A 21,136-nucleotide genomic window follows, 5' to 3' on the forward strand; every position below is an offset into this window, starting at 1 on the left:
TGAGGAATAGCAAATGGATGCGAACCAATTATTAGTTATTGATGTACAAGGCTCTGCCGGTATTATTCAAGCCGATGGGTCAATTAAAGCACTGAGTGTGGGTGATGTTATCACTGTGGGTGATACCGTTATCACCGCGGATAAGTCAACATTGTTAATTGACGTGCAAGGTGAGTCTTTATCTATTCCTGCTAATAAAAAGGTCACCATTACGCCGGACCTACTCGCAAAAGAGGTCAAAGATAGCTCTGAAAATACGGTGTTTGATGACAGTATTGACGACGCCATTGCAAGCTTGAATCAACCAAATCAAGCAACCCCAGACCCGCAGCAAGGTGGTGACATAAGCGACTTTTTAGATGCGCTTGAAGGCGGTGGCGATATTCTCGATAGTTTAGAAGCCACAGCCGCTGGTGGTACAGGGGGAGCGACCTCAGGTGGCGGTACTTCATTTGTAGAATTAGCACGTATTGCAGAGGGCATTGACCCTTCAAGTCTCGCATTTGATGATAGTTTTAATAGCGATAGCAGTGGTATTTTTTCGCCGCGTGATACAACCGATGGTGTTGTCCCAACAGACACCTTAACGGCAACGGTTAGTATTGATGACCCAGGTGTTATAAATAACTCTCAACCTGTGATCACAGGAACCACTGAAAATCTTGTTGGTGAAACAGTCACGGTGACTGTCACCGATGTGAATGGTAATAACCAAGTGGTTACGGTGGTTGTTCAACCCGATGGTACCTTTACGACTCCACCTTTGGATCCACTGCCTGACGGCCCTATTGTGATTGAAGTGGTTGCTATTGACCCAAATGGCGACCCTGTTAGTGACACGATTGGTGCGAATATCGATACCATCGCGCCTGTTGTTACCATTAATGAATTGCCCGACTCTGCGTCACAAACGGTGGTGATTAATGGCTCTGTATCAGGCATTAGCGCAGGTGATGATGTCACAATTACGGTGACAGACAGCGCAGGCCAAGTACAAACATTTGTCACCCAAGTTGATGAGCAAGGAAATTGGAGTATTACCACTGAAGCGCTTGCTGAAGGTTTATATACCGTATTGGCTTCGGCTGAAGATGCGGCAGGTAACGAAGGCACCGATACAGAAAATGGACTCGTTGATTTAACGGCACCGGTGATAAACATAGACCCAATTGGTGAAACTAATGACACAACCCCCACGATTTCAGGCAATGTGAGTGGGGTGACTGTTGGCAGTGAGATCACGGTGGTGATTACTGCAGCCGATGGCGCTATTCAAACCGTGATAGCGATTGTTGCTGACGACGGTAGCTGGACAATTGATGTGCCAGTTGCGTTGGTTGAAGGCGAGTTTACTGTGACAGCCACTGTTTTAGACGCAGCGGGTAACGAAGCACAAGCAAGCACCACTGGTATTATTGATGTAACCGCCCCGATAATAAATATTACCCCAATTGATGATACGCAAGACACCACGCCAACCATAACCGGTAATGTAGTCGGTGTGGTTGAAGGTAGCGTTGTGACGGTTGTGGTAACCGATATAAATGGCCAAGTACAGACTTTAACCGCCCTCACCGATGCTAATGGTAATTGGACTCTCGATGTTCCAAGTGAACTGGCTGAAGGGCCGTTTGAGGTGGCTGCAACTGTCAGCGACTTGGCAGGAAACCAAGCTCAGGATAGCGCAACAGGGGTGATTGACTTAACGGCACCAGACATCACCTTAACTGCCATTGCCAATACGAATGACACCACGCCTGTGTTTGTTGGTCGTGTAGAGGGGGTGCCAGAAGGCACACAAGTGACTATTCAAGTTGTGGGTAGTGATGGCCAATCACAATCGCTTACAGCGTTTGTGTTAGCCGATGGCAGCTACAGTGTGGAGGCGATCATAGCATTACCAGAAGGCAGTTTTACTGCGATTGCAACAGTATCAGATCCGGCAGGAAATTCTGCGACGGCTAATACTTCTGGGACCGTGGCGTTTTCGCCTATTTCAATCACGATCGACTCTATTGCAGATAGCAACGACACCACGCCATTACTAAGTGGTCAAACAGAGGGGGTTGCGCCGGGCACAACTATCATGCTGTCTGTTACAGCAAGTGATGGTAGCGTATTTAATTTATTAGCGATTACACAAGCTGACGGAAGTTGGTCTATTCAAATGACTCAACCTCTTCCTGAGGGGGATTTTACGGTTGTAGCAACCGTGCTAGACCCACAAGGTAACGAAGCGCAAGCTACTGCAATCGGTAATGTTGACTTAACAGTCAGTATTAACTTTATTATTGATACCAATGACACAACCCCCAGTGTATCGGGTTCGACCCAAGATGTTGCCCCGGGCGCAGTGGTCACCGTGACCTTTACAGGCAGTGATGGCGCGACAGAAACAATACAGGTTATTACCGATGCAAATGGTGATTGGTCTGTAGAGGCCACCATTCCTTTGGTTGAAGGCCAATTTACCGTCACGGCAACCGTTACGGATGAGGTGGGTAACACGGCCACAGCCAGTGAAATTGGTGAAATTGACTTAACCGATCCAACTATTTTCATTGATCCCCTTAATGATACCAATGACACAACGCCAACAATTTCAGGGTCAGTACTTGATGTACCCGCAGGTACTACCGTTTCATTGTTTGTGACAGACAGCAATGGAGTAACGCAAACACTAACAGCTACAACCGATGCGCAAGGTAACTGGCAGGTCGATGTTGCCAGCGAATTAGCCGAAGGCGATTACACTGTCACAGCAAGTGTCAGTGATGAAGCCGGGAATACCAGCACCGCCACTGCAACAGGTACTATCGATTTGACCGCGCCTATTATCAACATTGATACAATGGCTGATAGTAACGACACAACGCCGACAATATCAGGCACGACGCAAGGACTTGATGCAGCAACGACAGTTACGGTAAGTGTGACAGACAGTGCAGGCAGTACACAAACATTCACAACAATTACTAATGCCGATGGTAGCTGGTCAGTTACAGTCACTGATGAATTAGCGGAAGGTGAATTTACGGTTGTTGCACAAACACAGGATAAAGCGGGTAATAGTGCTGAAGATACTGAAACAGGTGTTATTGATTTAACCGCTCCGAGCATTGCGATAGACGAATTTACGGATTCAAATGATGTTACACCCGTTATATCGGGTGTTGTTTCGGGCGTTGAGCCAAGCACTTTAGTCACTATTACGCTTGTTGATAGCAATGGCAATCAACAGGTCTTAACTGCGGTTGTAAATGCAGACAACACGTGGCAAGTCGGTGCAAATCAGGTCTTAGCAGAAGGTGAGTTTACAATCACCGCCACGGTGAGTGACCCTGCTGGTAATCAAGCACTTGATACAGCAACAGGCGTTATTGATTTAACAGCTCCTATTATTGCTCTTGACTTCCTTGGAAGCAGTGCAGACAACACCCCGACTATCACGGGGACGGTGCAAGGCGTTAATTCGGGTACAACCGTCACGCTTGTGGTCACTGACTCTAATGGCAATAGCCAAACGTTCACGGCCTTAACCAACAGCGCAGGTGGCTTTAGTGCGGATGTACCAAACGGCCTAGCAGAGGGGGAATACACGGTAACTGCTTCGGTGGCAGACGAAGCTGGCAATCAAGCGCTTGATACCGCAACGGGTAATATCGATTTAACCGCGCCAATTATTGATCTTGACCCCTTAGGGAGCAGTGCCGACAACACCCCGACCATTACAGGTACGGTACAAGGTGTTAATGCTGGAACAACAGTCACGCTCGTGGTCACTGACTCCAACGGCAATAGCCAAACATTTACAACGGTAACCAACAATAATGGTGGCTTTAGTGCAGATGTGCCTACAAGCCTTGCTGAAGGTGAGTATACCGTAACTGCCTCGGTGGCAGATGATGCAGGCAACCAAGCCTCTGACACTGAAACAGGTCAAATCGATAGTTCTTCACTGACTATTTTAATAGACGCTGTCGGTGAGACAAATGATATAACCCCCACCATTTCAGGGTCTACATTAAACGCGACAGCGGGAGATCAAATCACCGTGGTGATTACGCCTGAATCTGGCGTGGCTCAAACCTTTACCACACAGGTTGATGCAAATGGTAATTGGACCATTACAGTATCGCAAGCGTTAGCTGAGGGTGAGTTTACCGTTGATGCAACGCTGACTGATCAATTTGGTAATACAGCAAGCGACTCAATTACAGGGGTGATTGATATTACGGCCCCTAGCGTGACAATTGATACGATAGGCTCAATAAACGACAGCACACCAGTGATTTCAGGCACATCACAAGGTGCCGTGAATGGCAGTACAGTGACTGTGACAGTGGTTGATTCGCAAAATAATAGCCAAGTGTATACCACCACAGTCGATGCTAATGGAAATTGGTTTGTGCCTGTAACCAGTGCAGTCGCGCAAGGGCAATTTACAGTGACGGCCAGTATCACTGATAATGCGGGTAATACAGGCACAGATACCGAAATTGGTAATTTTGATGGTGTGGGTCCGCTATTAACGCTTGATTTCGATCCGCTTACAAATGATACAACCCCACTTATTTCGGGTACTACAGATGCAGTTGCTGGCACGGTTGTGTCGGTTGTTGTTACAGATAGTAATGGAGCGACGCAAACTCTTTCGGCTGTTGTAGCTGCTGATGGTACGTGGTCTATCAGCCCTGATACGCCTTTGGCTGAGGGCGCATTTACAGTCACAGCCAGTGTCGCGGATGAGTCAGGTAATCAAACTCAAGTAACGGATACTGGGGTGATTGATATCACTGCGCCGACCATTTCGATTGATAATCTGGGCACAGTGAATGACACCACGCCAACGATCAGTGGTCAAACAAATGAACCTGCGGGCAGCATCGTAACTGTGGTGGTCACTGATGGTGTCGCAAGTTATGAATTTACAGCAATTGTGAATGCCGATGGCAGCTGGTCAGGCGATGTACCTGCTCAGTTAGAAGATGGCAATATTAGTGTTACTGCTACTGTGACCGATGCGGCGGGTAATTCAGCGCAAGCTAACAGCGCCTTTATTCTTAATAGCTCTGCACCGAGTATTGCGATTGATGCCATTAATGATACCAATGATACAACACCGACAATTAGCGGTACGTCTGATGCCCCTGATGGCACGTTAATAACAGTCATCATTGAAGACAGTGATAACAATAGCCAGTCTGTTACTGCGACAGTGCAAAATGGCGTATGGAGTGTAGAACCAACACAAGCACTTAGTGAGGGGAGTTTCACGGTGTCGGCGTCGGTCACTGTGGATGGCTTAACCAGCGATGCCAGTGCACAGGGTTTAATTGATATAACCCCTCCGACAGTCACTATTGATGCACTTGCAGATACCAGTGATGTTACGCCATTAATTTCAGGCCAAACATCGGGTTTAGTGTCGGGTAGTATTGTAACCGTGACCATTACAGACAGTAATGGGGATTCGCAGGTTGTTTCAGCGACGGTGGCACAAGATGGTTCGTGGTCTGTGGCGGCAAGTACAGACTTAGCCGAAGGTCAATATACAGTAACCGCGGTGGTTGCCGACAGTGCAGGTAATCAAGCAACAGACACCGAAACAGGCATTATTGATTTAACAGCCCCTACAATCAGCATTGATAATATTGCCGACACAAATGATGTAACGCCCGTGTTGTCTGGTCAAACAACGGGTGTACCCGCAGGCTCACAAATTACTCTCTTGGTGACAGATAGTAACGGTAATACGCAAACCCTGATTACGACTACCCTAGCAGATGGTTCATGGTCAGTTGAGGCTGATGTGATTATTGCCGAAGGCGCATTCACCGTTGAAGCAACAGTAAGTGACGCGGCAGGTAATACAGCCACTGATACCGCGACTGGTGTTGTGGATACTACCGCACCTACTATCACGGTGGATGCACTTGCACCAAGTTCAGATGTAACACCAGTGATCAGTGGTATGGCAGAAGGAGTTCCTGCGGGCACTGTTGTCAGTATAGTGATCACAGACAGCCAAGGCGTGCAGCAATCACTCTTTGCAACCGTTAACAACGATGGTAGTTGGTCTGTAGAGGCGTTAGATGCGGTAGCTGAAGGCGAATACACCGTTGTTGCAACAGTGCAAGACGCAGCCGGAAATCAAGGTACAGACACCGAAACAGGTCTTATTGATACCACAGCACCGACAGTGGTCATCGACCCACAAGCTGTGACAAACGACACAACCCCCGTCATTAGCGGACAAACCTCAGGTGTGCCAACCGGCACCGAAGTTAGGCTGATAATTACAGACAGTGCGGGCAATGTGCAAACGCTGGTGGCAACAACGGGAGCCGACGGTAGTTGGTCAGTTGCTGTATCTCAAGCATTAGCGCAAGGCAGTTATACCATTGACGCTGAGGTGTCAGATGCTGCTGGTAACACAGGAAACGACACGGCCTCAGGCGAAGTAGATATCACCGCGCCTGTTGTCAGTATTGATGCGATTGCCGACAGCAACGATGTAACCCCTGTTATTAGTGGCCAAAGTACAGGCGTGCCTGCGGGGACGCTTGTTACATTAACCATCACCGACAGTGCGGGTAATGTTCAAACAGTAACAACAACTGTACAAGCCGATGGTAGTTGGTCAGCCGAAGCAACAACGGCACTCGCCGAAGGTGATTACACCGTTGTTGCAACCATTGTGGATGCCGCCGGTAATACAGGCACCGACACCGAAACCGGCACAATTGATGTGACCGCGCCAACCATCACCATTGATGCGCCAGCGCTGACCAATGACAACACGCCCACAGTCACTGGCTCATCAGACTTAGCCAATACGAATCTTGATGTGACCTTTACTGATGCCAATGGCACCAGCCACACAGTGACAGTGACCACCGATGCGTCAGGTAATTGGAGTGTCGATGCAGCGCAAGCATTGGCCGATGGCAACTACAGTGTGACAGCGAGTATTAGCGATTCAGCGGGTAATAACAGCAGCGCCACAGACAGCGGCGTGGTTGATACAATTCCACCAGAGCTTGCCTTTGTGCCAACCTTCTTACTGGGTCAATTGGTGACTTTAAGCGGTACCTCTGATTTACCGGCTGGTAGCACGGTCACCATTACCCAAAACTTGGTTGGCGGTGGCGTAGTGACATACACTGCGACAACCGATGCCAATGGTGATTGGTCATTGACCGGCTTAACTGTACCACTGGCCAGTTTAGCGTCTATCACCGCAAGTGCGTCTGATGAAGCCGGCAATGTACGCACGATTACCTCAACCGATTTTGATGGTACACCGCCGACCTTAACCGTGAGCGTGGATGCACTGACAAACGACAACACCCCACTTATTAGCGGGACCACCGATGCCGGTGAAGGGGCACAAGTCAGCGTGGTTGTCACCGATGCCAACGGTGCAACAGAAACACTGACCGCCATTGTTGATGCTAATGGTAATTGGAGCGTGAGCCCAACCACCGCCTTAGCCGATGGTCAGTTTAGCGTTGAAGCCAGTGTCCGCGATGGGGTTGGTAACTTAAGCGAAGAAACCGTGACCGGTGTTATCGACACCCTTGCGCCAACATTAACCTTAACTGGCGTGGGTGAGGGCAGTGATGTCACTCCGGTGTTAAGTGGTACCAGTAATGAAATTGGTGCGACGGTTACTATTTCTGTCACGGATAGCAACGGCACAGTACAAACTTTTACTGCCATTGTTGGCAGCAACGGAACCTGGAGTAGAGAAGTTCCTAATGGTCTTGCTGAAGGGGATTATACCGTCACGGTGACAGTAAGTGATGATGCAGGTAACACCAGCAGCGTGACTGCAACAGGCAATATTGATACCACCAACCCGGTTGTTACTGTGAATGATAATGGCCTGGGTAACGACGATACACCAACCTTAAGTGGTACCTCAACCGAGGCTGCGGGAACACTGGTCAGTATTATTGTTATTGACAGTAATGGGGATACACATAACTTTACTGCGACTGTAGCTGCCGATGGGTCGTGGCAAACAGATGCCTCTGTATTACCTGACGGCGATTATACTATTACTGCAACGATCACCGATGCAGCAGGCAATGTTGGCACAGACTCAGGCTCGGGTCGTATTGATACAACGCCACCATTATTAACCATTAATAATCTAGGGACGGTCAATACAGATACGCCAACAATCAGTGGGACTTCGTCAGAACCGGCTGGCACAGTTATTTCTTTAGTTGTAACTGATTCAAGCGGAAATACGCTGAACTTATCAGCGGTGGTTGATGGAAATGGCGACTGGTCTGTTACTTCATCGTCACTAACAAACGATGATTACACGGTTGTGGCAACGGTTGAAGATGCTGCGGGTAATACCGCAACAGCCTCTGAAAGCTTTACACTCGATACCTCTGCGCCAAGCATTGCGATAGATGTTATTGGTGAAACTAACGATCCAACTCCTACGATTACGGGCACAACTGATGCCGCTGATGGCAGCACGGTGACAGTTGTGATTGATGATGGTGTCAATCCGGTAGAAACATTAACCACAACGGTCACTGGCGGGGTTTGGTTTGTGACAGCAAACAATGCGTTACCAGAAGGAAGTTTTACAGTTACCGCAACGGTGACGGTTAATACTATTGATGGCACGGCAACACGCACAGGAACAGTCGATCTTACTGCGCCTAGTATCACCATAAATGATATTAACGACACCAATGATACCACTCCAACGATTAGCGGTACGACAGACGCAAGTGCAGGCAGTTTAGTCACCTTGACTATTACTGACTCTCTTGGAAATACACAAACAGTTGTCGCGACAGTATTAGCCAATGGTAGTTGGTCTGTTGCCGCTTCGACTATATTAGCCGAAGGTACATTTACAGTCACAGCTTCTGTTACCGACGCTGCTGGTAACACAGGCACAGACAATGCGACAGGTAATGTAGATATCACCGCACCTGTTGTCAGTATTGATGCGATTGCCGACAGCAACGATGTAACACCTGCAATTAGTGGCCAAAGTACAGGCGTGCCTGCGGGGACGCTTGTTACGTTAACCATCACCGACAGTGCGGGTAATGTTCAAACAGTAACAACAACTGTACAAGCCGATGGCAGTTGGTCAGTCGAGCTGAGCTCAGCACTGGCTGAAGGAAACTACACCGTTGTTGCGACACTGAGTGATGCCGCCGGTAATACAGGCTCCGACACCGAAACCGGCACAATTGATGTGACCGCGCCAACCATCACCATTGATGCGCCAGCGCTGACCAATGACAATACGCCAACGGTGACAGGTTCATCAGACTTAGCCAATACTAATTTAGATGTGACCTTTACCGATGCCAATGGCACCAGCCACACAGTGACAGTGACCACCGATGCCTCAGGTAATTGGAGTGTCGATGCGACGCAAGCATTGGCCGATGGTAACTACAGTGTGACAGCGAGTATCAGCGATTCAGCGGGTAATAACAGCAGCGTCACAGACAGCGGCGTGGTTGATACAATTCCACCAGAGCTTGCCTTTGTGCCAACCTTCTTACTAGGTCAATTGGTTACTTTAAGCGGTACCTCTGATTTACCGGCTGGTAGCACGGTCACCATTACCCAAAACTTGGTTGGCGGTGGCGTAGTGACATACACTGCGACAACCGATGCCAATGGTAATTGGTCATTGACTGGGTTAACTGTACCACTGGCCAGTTTAGCGTCTATCACCGCAAGTGCGTCTGATGAAGCCGGCAATGTACGCACGATTACCTCAACCGATTTTGATGGTACACCGCCGACCTTAACCGTGAGCGTGGATGCACTGACAAACGACAACACCCCACTTATTAGCGGGACCACCGATGCCGGTGAAGGGGCACAAGTCAGCGTGGTTGTCACCGATGCCAACGGTGCAACAGAAACACTGACCGCCATTGTTGATGCTAATGGTAATTGGAGTGTGAGCCCAACCACCGCCTTAGCCGATGGTCAGTTTAGCGTTGAAGCCAGTGTCCGCGATGGGGTTGGTAACTTAAGCGAAGAAACCGTGACCGGTGTTATCGACACCCTTGCGCCAACACTAACCTTAACCGGTGTGGGTGAGGGCAGTGATGTCACGCCGGTACTCAGTGGTCGTAGTAATGAAGTGGGCGGCACCGTCACTGTGACAGTCACCGACAGCAATGGGGCAGAGCAAACACTCACCGCCACCGTAAATAGCAGTGGTGATTGGAGCGTTGAAGTACCGACAGCCCTAGCCGAAGGCAGCTACACGGTTGCCGTGACCATCAGTGATGATGCAGGCAACACCAGCAACGTTACCGCCACAGGCAATATCGATACCACCAACCCTGTTGTTACTGTGAATGATAATGGCCTAGGTAATGACAGTACACCCACCTTAAGCGGTACCTCAACCGAGCCTGCTGGCACGGTCGTGAACCTCAGCATTGTTGATAGCAATGGTGATTCACACAGCTTGACCGCGACAGTCTTAGCTGATGGGTCATGGCAAGCCACATCAAGCAGCTTGCCAGATGGTGCATACACTGTGACGGCAACCATCACCGATGCTGCGGGCAATGTTGGCACAGACACAGGCACCGGCAGCATTGATACCTTACCGCCTAGCTTAGCAATTGATAGCTTGGGAACGGTGAATGATACCACCCCAACCATTAGCGGTACGTCTAACGAGCCTGCGGGCAGTGTGGTGAACTTAAGTGTCTCTGATGGCACCAACACCTACACCTTCACCGCGACAGTATTAGCGGATGGCACTTGGAGCGCCGATGTCCCTAGCCCACTGGATAATGGCACCTTCACGATTGATGCGAGCATTACCGATGCGGCAGGCAACGCCACCACCGCAAGCGACAGTGCACTGCTTGACACCACGGCCCCAAGTGTCACGATTAATGTGATTGGTGAAACAAATGACACCACACCGACCATCAACGGCACCAGTGATGCAGAGAATGGCAGTGTGGTGACGGTTGTGATTGATGATGGGATAAACCCTGTCGAAACAATTACCACCACCGTCAGTGGGGGCACGTGGAGTGTCACGCCGACAACCGCATTACCAGAAGGTGAGTTTACCGTGACCGCCTCAGTGCTCGAAAATGGTAACACTGGCACCGCCACACGCACCGGTATTATTGATACCACCATGCCAGCGATTGACATTAACGAACTGGGCATTACAAACGACACCACCCCGACGATTAGCGGCACAGCCAGTGCGCCACAAGGCAGCACAGTCACCGTGGTGATCACCGATGCAAACAACAACAGTCACACCGTGACCACCACCATGCAAAGTGATGGTAGTTGGTCAGTGGCAGCCAGCACGATTCTAGCGGAAGGCGAATACACCGTTACCGCGACAGTCAGTGATCAAGCTGGTAACCCAGCATCAGCAAGTGCCACCGGTGAAGTGGATATCACCGCGCCTGTTGTTAGTATTGATGCGATTGCCGACAGCAACGATGTAACCCCTGTTATTAGTGGCCAAAGCAGTGGTGCGGCAGCAGGCTCTCAAGTCTTGTTAACCGTGACTGACAGTGACGGGGCGACACAAAGCGCCACAGCCATTGTGCAGGCTGATGGCAGTTGGTCAGTTGAGCTGAGCTCAGCACTGGCGGAAGGAAACTACACCGTTGTTGCGACACTGAGTGATGCCGCCGGTAATACGGGCACCGACACCGAAACCGGCACAATTGATGTGACCGCGCCAACCATCACCATTGATGCGCCAGCGCTGACTAATGACAACACGCCCACAGTCACTGGCTCATCCGATTTAGCCAATACGAATCTTGATGTGACCTTTACTGATGCCAATGGCACCAGCCACACAGTGACAGTGACCACCGATGCCTCAGGTAATTGGAGTGTCGATGCGACGCAAGCATTGGCCGATGGTAACTACAGTGTGACAGCGAGTATTAGCGATTCAGCGGGTAATAACAGCAGCGCCACAGACAGCGGCGTGGTTGATACAATTCCACCAGAGCTTGCCTTTGTGCCGACCTTCTTACTGGGTCAATTGGTGACTTTAAGCGGTACCTCTGATTTACCGGCTGGTAGCACGGTCACCATTACCCAAAACTTGGTTGGCGGTGGCGTAGTGACATACACTGCGACAACCGATGCCAATGGTGATTGGTCATTGACTGGGTTAACTGTACCACTGGCCAGTTTAGCGTCTATCACCGCAAGTGCGTCTGATGAAGCCGGCAATGTACGCACGATTACCTCAACCGATTTTGATGGTACACCGCCGACCTTAACCGTGAGCGTGGATGCACTGACAAACGACAACACCCCACTTATTAGCGGGACCACCGATGCCGGTGAAGGGGCACAAGTCAGCGTGGTTGTGACCGATGCCAACGGTGCAACAGAAACACTGACTGCCATTGTTGATGCCAATGGTAATTGGAGCGTGAGCCCAACCACCGCCTTAGCCGATGGTCAGTTTAGCGTTGAAGCCAGTGTCCGCGATGGGGTTGGTAACTTAAGCGAAGAAACCGTGACCGGTGTTATCGACACCCTTGCGCCAACACTAACCTTAACCGGTGTGGGTGAGGGCAGTGATGTCACGCCGGTACTCAGTGGTCGTAGTAATGAAGTGGGCGGCACCGTCACTGTGACAGTCACCGACAGCAATGGGGCAGAGCAAACACTCACCGCCACCGTAAATAGCAGTGGTGATTGGAGCGTTGAAGTACCGACAGCCCTAGCCGAAGGCAGCTACACGGTTGCCGTGACCATCAGTGATGATGCAGGCAACACCAGCAACGTTACCGCCACAGGCAATATCGATACCACCAACCCCGTTGTTACTGTAAATGACAATGGCCTAGGTAATGACAGTACACCCACCTTAAGTGGTACCTCAACCGAGCCTGCTGGCACGGTCGTGAACCTTAGTATTGTTGATAGCAATGGTGATTCACACAGCTTGACCGCGACAGTCTTAGCTGATGGGTCATGGCAAGCCACATCAAGCAGCTTGCCAGATGGTGCGTACACTGTGACGGCAACCATCACTGATGCTGCGGGCAATGTTGGCACAGACACAGGCACCGGCAGCATTGATACCTTACCGCCTAGCTTAGCAATTGATAGCTTGGGAACAGTGAATGATACCACCCCAACCATTAGCGGTACGTCTAACGAGCCTGCGGGCAGTGTGGTGAACTTAAGTGTCTCTGATGGCACCAACACCTACACCTTCACCGCGACAGTATTAGCGGATGGCACTTGGAGCGCCGATGTCCCTAGCCCACTGGATAATGGCACCTTCACGATTGATGCGAGCATTACCGATGCGGCAGGCAACGCCACCACCGCAAGCGACAGTGCACTGCTTGACACCACGGCCCCGAGTATCACGATTAATGTGATTGGTGAAACAAATGACACCACACCGACCATCAACGGCACCAGTGATGCAGAGAATGGCAGTGTGGTGACGGTTGTGATTGATGATGGGACAAACCCTGTCGAAACAATTACCACCACCGTCAGTGGGGGCACGTGGAGTGTCACGCCGACAACCGCATTACCAGAAGGTGAGTTTACCGTGACCGCCTCAGTGCTCGAAAATGGTAACACTGGCACCGCCACACGCACCGGTATTATTGATACCACCATGCCAGCGATTGACATTAACGAACTGGGTATTACAAACGACACCACCCCGACGATTAGCGGCACAGCCAGTGCGCCACAAGGCAGCACAGTCACCGTGGTGATCACCGATGCAAACAACAACAGTCACACCGTGACCACCACCATGCAAAGTGATGGTAGTTGGTCAGTGGCAGCCAGCACGATTATAGCGGAAGGCGAATACACCGTTACCGCGACAGTCAGCGATCAAGCGGGTAACCCAGCATCAGCAAGTGCCACCGGTGAAGTGGATATCACCGCGCCTGTTGTTAGTATTGATGCGATTGCCGACAGCAACGATGTAACCCCTGTTATTAGTGGCCAAAGCAGTGGTGCGGCAGCAGGCTCTCAAGTCTTGTTAACCGTGACTGACAGTGACGGGGCAACACAAAGTGCCACAGCCATTGTGCAGGCTGATGGCAGTTGGTCAGTCGAGCTGAGCTCAGCACTGGCTGAAGGAAACTACACCGTTGTTGCGACACTGAGTGATGCCGCCGGTAATACAGGCTCCGACACCGAAACCGGCACAATTGATGTGACCGCGCCAACCATCACCATTGATGCGCCAGCGCTGACCAATGACAATACGCCAACGGTGACAGGTTCATCAGACTTAGCCAATACTAATTTAGATGTGACCTTTACCGATGCCAATGGCACCAGCCACACAGTGACAGTGACCACCGATGCCTCAGGTAATTGGAGTGTCGATGCGACGCAAGCATTGGCCGATGGTAACTACAGTGTGACAGCGAGTATCAGCGATTCAGCGGGTAATAACAGCAGCGTCACAGACAGCGGCGTGGTTGATACAATTCCACCAGAGCTTGCCTTTGTGCCAACCTTCTTACTAGGTCAATTGGTTACTTTAAGCGGTACCTCTGATTTACCGGCTGGTAGTACGGTCACTATTACCCAAAACTTGGTTGGCGGTGGCGTAGTGACATACACTGCGACAACCGATGCCAATGGTAATTGGTCATTGACTGGGTTAACTGTACCACTGGCCAGTTTAGCGTCTATCACCGCAAGTGCGTCTGATGAAGCCGGCAATGTACGCACGATTACCTCAACCGATTTTGATGGTACACCGCCGACCTTAACCGTGAGCGTGGATGCACTGACAAACGACAACACCCCACTTATTAGCGGGACCACCGATGCCGGTGAAGGGGCACAAGTCAGCGTGGTTGTCACCGATGCCAACGGTGCAACAGAAACACTGACCGCCATTGTTGATGCTAATGGTAATTGGAGTGTGAGCCCAACCACCGCCTTAGCCGATGGTCAGTTTAGCGTTGAAGCCAGTGTCCGCGATGGGGTTGGTAACTTAAGCGAAGAAACCGTGACCGGTGTTATCGACACCCTTGCGCCAACACTAACCTTAACCGGTGTGGGTGAGGGCAGTGATGTCACGCCGGTACTCAGTGGTCGTAGTAATGAAGTGGGCGGCACCGTCACTGTGACAGTCACCGACAGCAATGGGGCAGAGCAAACACTCACCGCCACCGTAAATAGCAGTGGTGATTGGAGCGTTGAAGTACCGACAGCCCTAGCCGAAGGCAGCTACACGGTTGCCGTGACCATCAGTGATGATGCAGGCAACACCAGCAACGTTACCGCCACAGGCAATATCGATACCACCAACCCTGTTGTTACTGTGAATGATAATGGCCTAGGTAATGACAGTACACCCACCTTAAGCGGTACCTCAACCGAGCCTGCTGGCACGGTCGTGAACCTCAGCATTGTTGATAGCAATGGTGATTCACACAGCTTGACCGCGACAGTCTTAGCTGATGGGTCATGGCAAGCCACATCAAGCAGCTTGCCAGATGGTGCATACACTGTGACGGCAACCATCACCGATGCTGCGGGCAATGTTGGCACAGACACAGGCACCGGCAGCATTGATACCTTACCGCCTAGCTTAGCAATTGATAGCTTGGGAACGGTGAATGATACCACCCCAACCATTAGCGGTACGTCTAACGAGCCTGCGGGCAGTGTGGTGAACTTAAGTGTCTCTGATGGCACCAACACCTACACCTTCACCGCGACAGTATTAGCGGATGGCACTTGGAGCGCCGATGTCCCTAGCCCACTGGATAATGGCACCTTCACGATTGATGCGAGCATTACCGATGCGGCAGGCAACGCCACCACCGCAAGCGACAGTGCACTGCTTGACACCACGGCCCCAAGTGTCACGATTAATGTGATTGGTGAAACAAATGACACCACACCGACCATCAACGGCACCAGTGATGCAGAGAATGGCAGTGTGGTGACGGTTGTGATTGATGATGGGATAAACCCTGTCGAAACAATTACCACCACCGTCAGTGGGGGTACGTGGAGTGTCACAGCGATGACCGCATTACCAGAAGGTGAGTTTACCGTGACCGCCTCAGTGCTCGAAAATGGTAACACTGGCACCGCCACACGCACCGGTATTATTGATACCACCATGCCAGCGATTGACATTAACGAACTGGGTATTACAAACGACACCACCCCGACGATTAGCGGCACAGCCAGTGCGCCACAAGGCAGCACAGTCACCGTGGTGATCACCGATGCAAACAACAACAGTCACACCGTGACCACCACCATGCAAAGTGATGGTAGTTGGTCAGTGGCAGCCAGCACGATTATAGCGGAAGGCGAATACACCGTTACCGCGACAGTCAGCGATCAAGCTGGTAACCCAGCATCAGCAAGTGCCACCGGTGAAGTGGATATCACCGCGCCTGTTGTTAGTATTGATGCGATTGCCGACAGCAACGATGTAACCCCTGTTATTAGTGGCCAAAGCAGTGGTGCGGCAGCAGGCTCTCAAGTCTTGTTAACCGTGACTGACAGTGACGGGGCGACACAAAGCGCCACAGCCATTGTGCAGGCTGATGGCAGTTGGTCAGTTGAGCTGAGCTCAGCACTGGCGGAAGGAAACTACACCGTTGTTGCGACACTGAGTGATGCCGCCGGTAATACGGGCACCGACACTGAAACCGGCACAATTGATGTGACCGCGCCAACCATCACCATTGATGCGCCAGCGCTGACCAATGACAACACGCCAACGGTGACAGGTTCATCAGACTTAGCCAATACTAATTTAGATGTGACCTTTACCGATGCCAATGGCACCAGCCACACAGTGACAGTGACCACCGATGCGTCAGGTAATTGGAGTGTCGATGCAGCGCAAGCATTGGCCGATGGTAACTACAGTGTGACAGCGAGTATCAGCGATTCAGCCGGTAATAACAGCAGCGCCACAGACAGTGGTGTAGTTGATACAATTGCACCAGATATCCGTATTATTCCTTCATTCTTATTAGGAAATTTAGTTGGCTTATCGGGCACATCAGATTTGCCAGAAGGCAGTGTGATCACAATTACTGAACATTTAGTAGGGGGCTTAATAGGTGCGAATTATACCGCCACGACTGATGCAAATGGTAATTGGACGCTTGCCAACATTACTGTCCCACTTATTAGCCTGGCTTATGTTACGGCAAGTGGCACAGATGCGGCGGGTAACACTGCTACTGTGAGCACATTAGAATTTGATAATGTGGCGCCTGAGCTGACGGTTACTGTTGATGCATTAACAAATGATACAACCCCAACCATTTCGGGCACAACGGATATGGGAGAAGGCACGGTGATCAACATCACCGTTCAAGATGCCAATGGTGATTCACAAACCTTTACTGCAACTGTGCAAAGTAACCAAACTTGGTCTGTCGATGTGCCCACAGCGCTAGCTGAAGGGACCTTTACAGTAACGGCATCGGTAAGGGATCAGGTCGGTAATTTAACTACAGAGCAAACATCGGGTGTGTTAGACAGCATTGCGCCAACCTTAGTTGTTAACGCGGTTGATGGCACCTCTGACGCGCGTCCAACTATTTCAGGTAGTAGTAACGAAATAGGCGGCTTAGTTATCGTTGAGGTTGCAGGACAAACCATTACCACCACAGTAGCATCAGATGGTACTTGGCAGTTTATAGTACCGGTTGATATTACCGATGGCAGTTACACTATTACGGCGACCATAACGGATGATGCTAATAATACGCAAACTGCAACGGCATCTATAACGGTTGATACCGTCGCCCCCGTTGTGGCGATAGATACACTGGGACTTGGTAACTCAAGTACGCCTGTTATTTCGGGCACATCGACAGAAGCCACAGGTACTCAGGTTTCTGTTACGGTGACAGATAGCAACAACGATATACAAACATTATCGGCAACCGTCCAAAGTGATGGGTCATGGCAAGTAACACCGAGTACTATGCCAGATGGCAATTATAGTGTCACAGCGACTATCACAGATGTTGCAGGTAATGTTGGTACTGACACCGAAACGGGGTCAATTGATACTCTTACACCTGAGTTGGTTCTTGATGGTTTAGGGACTATTAATGATTCAACACCAACAATTAGTGGTAGCACCAATGAGCCTGCAGGCAGCACCGTAAATATTAGTGTGGTAAATGATGGGAATACATACAGCTTTACTGCAACTGTTCAGGCTGATGGGTCATGGTCAGCAGATGTTCCAACAGCATTGGCTGATGGCTTACTGACTATTACAGCGACAATTACCGATGCTGCAAACAACACGGCAACGGTAACAGACACGGCAACGCTAGATACCAATGCACCTACAATTTCGATTGATGCTCTTGCAGTCACTAACGACACCACACCGACCATTTCGGGAACAAGTGATGCAGCTGACGGTATTCAAGTGACCATTACTGTTGTCGATGCACTTGGTAATAGCCAAACAGCTATCGCCACTATTAGCAGCGGTACATGGACTGTAGACTTAACAACGCCACTCAGCGAAGGAAACTATACTGTTACAGCAAGTGTATCTGAAGATGGACTCACTGGTACGGCAAGTCGTCAAGGTGGCATCGATCTCACTCCGCCAGCGTTAACAGTTGACTCTCCAGCAATCACGAATGACACCACACCAACAATCAGTGGTACAAGTGATGCACCACAGGGTAGCGTGGTGACGATAAGTGTCACCGACAGTGCGGGCGATATTGTGACAGCATCTGCGGTTGTTGGCACATCAGGTGCTTGGTCTGTTGCATTAGGTACAGCATTAGCTGAAGGTGCCTACACGATTTCAGCAAGCGTTTCTGACACTGCTGGTAACACCAGCTCAGCCTCTGCATCGGGTGTGATTGATATTACACCTGCGAATGTGGTCATTGACACTGTGGCTGTTTCAACCGATTTAACGCCAGTGATAATGGGCAGTGCAACTGGCGCAGTGGCAGGCAATCGAGTAGTCGTTACGTTTGTAGACTCTGCCGGCGTAAGTCACAGTGTCGAAACGACACTAGATGCAAGTTTAAATTGGCAAGTTGAAGCGACTCAAGCACTCGCTGAGGGAGCGTATACAGTAACCGCAGTCGTGACAGATACCGCAGGAAACAATGGCAGCGCTTCAACGACATCTGCGGTTGATACCACAGCACCTGTCGTTAGCATTGATCAAAGTAGTTTAACTTTAACGAACGACTCAACCCCTCTTATTAGTGGTACGTCTGATGCGGCCAATAGCACTATTACAGTCACCTTTATCGCAGCCGGTGGAGCACAGCACAGTGTTACAACGACCACCGATGCGAACGGTGACTGGCAAGCAGCAGCAGATCAAGTGTTGGCCGATGGAGTTTATTCTGTTACTGCAAGTATCACGGATACTGCGGGTAATACCGGAACAGACAGTAAAACAGGTGGCGAAGTTGATACCGTAGCCCCAGAGCTCACCATTGTGCCATCGTTCCTATTAGGTCTGTTGGTCTCTTTATCTGGTACATCTGACTTACCTGAAGGCAGTGTTATTACGATAACAAACTACCTCGTCGGTGGAGTGGCTGGTGTGCCATATACAGCAACCGTTGATGCCAATGGTGATTGGCAAGTATTGAACTTGTCGGTGTCATTATTGAACTTAGCTTATGTAGAGGCAACAGCGACAGATGCCGCCGGTAATACCACGACTATTAGTACAGACACTTTTGACAATTCTGCCCCTGAATTGACATTAGATGTACCCGCTATCTCAGCAGACACAACGCCAGTGATAAGCGGCACAAGTACTGTGGGAACAGGGCAAACTGTGACACTGATTGTGCAAGGTGCCGATGGTGCTTCACAAACGCTAACGACCTTAGTGAACAGTAATGGCACTTGGTCAGTGGAAGTATTATCTGAACTTGTTGATGGCACTTACACCGTAACGGCAAGTGTCACAGATGCTGAAGACCGCACTACAGAGCAAACAGCCTCAGGTATTATTGATGCTGGATTGACTATAACCATTGATGATGGGTTACAGCTAACCAATGATGACACCCCGCTCATTACGGGTAAATCAATTGCACCAAACAGTGAAATAGAAGTGGTGTTTGATAATGGCACTACGCAACAAACGAAAACGGTTACCTCATTAAGTGATGGCACTTGGAGTGTAACACCAGACAGTGCGTTAGTGGATGGCACTTACACGGTAACCGCAACGATTGTTAGTAGTGGCGTAACAACAGGTGCAATTTCAGGATTAGAAATTGATACGATTCCGCCGACACTTGAAAATATAGATGTTAACTCTTTACTAAACTTAGGGCTTGTCATTACTGGCTTTGACGGCACAACGGATGCAGAAGATGGGGCTATCGTGCAATTAGATAACGCCCTTGCTTTAGGGATCACCTTATTAAGTGAAGGCGGCTCGGTTGTACAAAATGGACAGTGGTCAATAGGTATCGTTGATATTAACCTGCTTGATATATTGGGTTTAGGCCTAGCAGATGCACGCTTTAGCATTACAGATTCAATTGGTAATGTGCGCGTTGTTGATATTAACGGCAATGATATTGAAATTAATGGAGAGCCCGCAAGCACTGGTGGTGCGGGGCCTGAAGAAATGGCCTTAGGAGCTGACAGCATTGAGGCTGACGAGCAAACTGCAGAAAGTATTGATCTCAGCCTTGTTCTATTAGATGCAAGCCCAGAGCCAACCTCAAGTGGTGGCATTGCTGCGCTTGACGTGACTATCGAAGATGTCTTAAGTGATAGTGAGCAAAGTAATTTACTTGCCCTTGATAGCAACAGTGAAAGTCAGAGCTTAGCATTTACAGGCAATTCAGAAGTCACGTCAGAGCCTGCCAGTAATATCCAAAGTGAGTCAGATGAGCTAATCAAAAAACTCATTGAGGGAGGCAATAACTCAATTGATATTTAGATAAATAGTTAAGCTTAAATAAGAAAAGCGCGATAATTATCGCGCTTTCTTTTTGAATTGGGTAGTTTGTAAAACGAGAAACGAGAAACGAGAAACGAGAAACGAGAAACGAGTAACGGGTAACGGGCAACGGGTAACGGGTAACGAGCAACGGGTAACGAGCAA

At 49.9% G+C, this 21,136-nt stretch carries 1 protein-coding gene; it reads left to right on the forward strand.

All coding sequences use genetic code 11. From position 1 onward, the window contains the following. Positions 1 to 13: 13 nt before the first annotated feature. Positions 14 to 20,971 (forward strand): Ig-like domain-containing protein, encoded by a 20,958-nt coding sequence (locus D0907_RS04590; RefSeq protein ID WP_118844081.1) that lies wholly within the window; start codon positions 14 to 16, stop codon positions 20,969 to 20,971. Positions 20,972 to 21,136 lie beyond the last annotated feature (165 nt).

Origin of the sequence: Pseudoalteromonas lipolytica (assembly GCF_003515105.1) — a bacterium.
In the GTDB taxonomy this organism is placed as follows: Bacteria; Pseudomonadota; Gammaproteobacteria; order Enterobacterales; family Alteromonadaceae; genus Pseudoalteromonas; species Pseudoalteromonas lipolytica.

Bases quoted from the DNA above. Each gene is read 5' to 3' on its own strand.
- D0907_RS04590 (WP_118844081.1), top strand. From the start codon at position 14: ATGGATGCGAACCAATTATTAGTTATTGATGTACAAGGCTCTGCCGGT.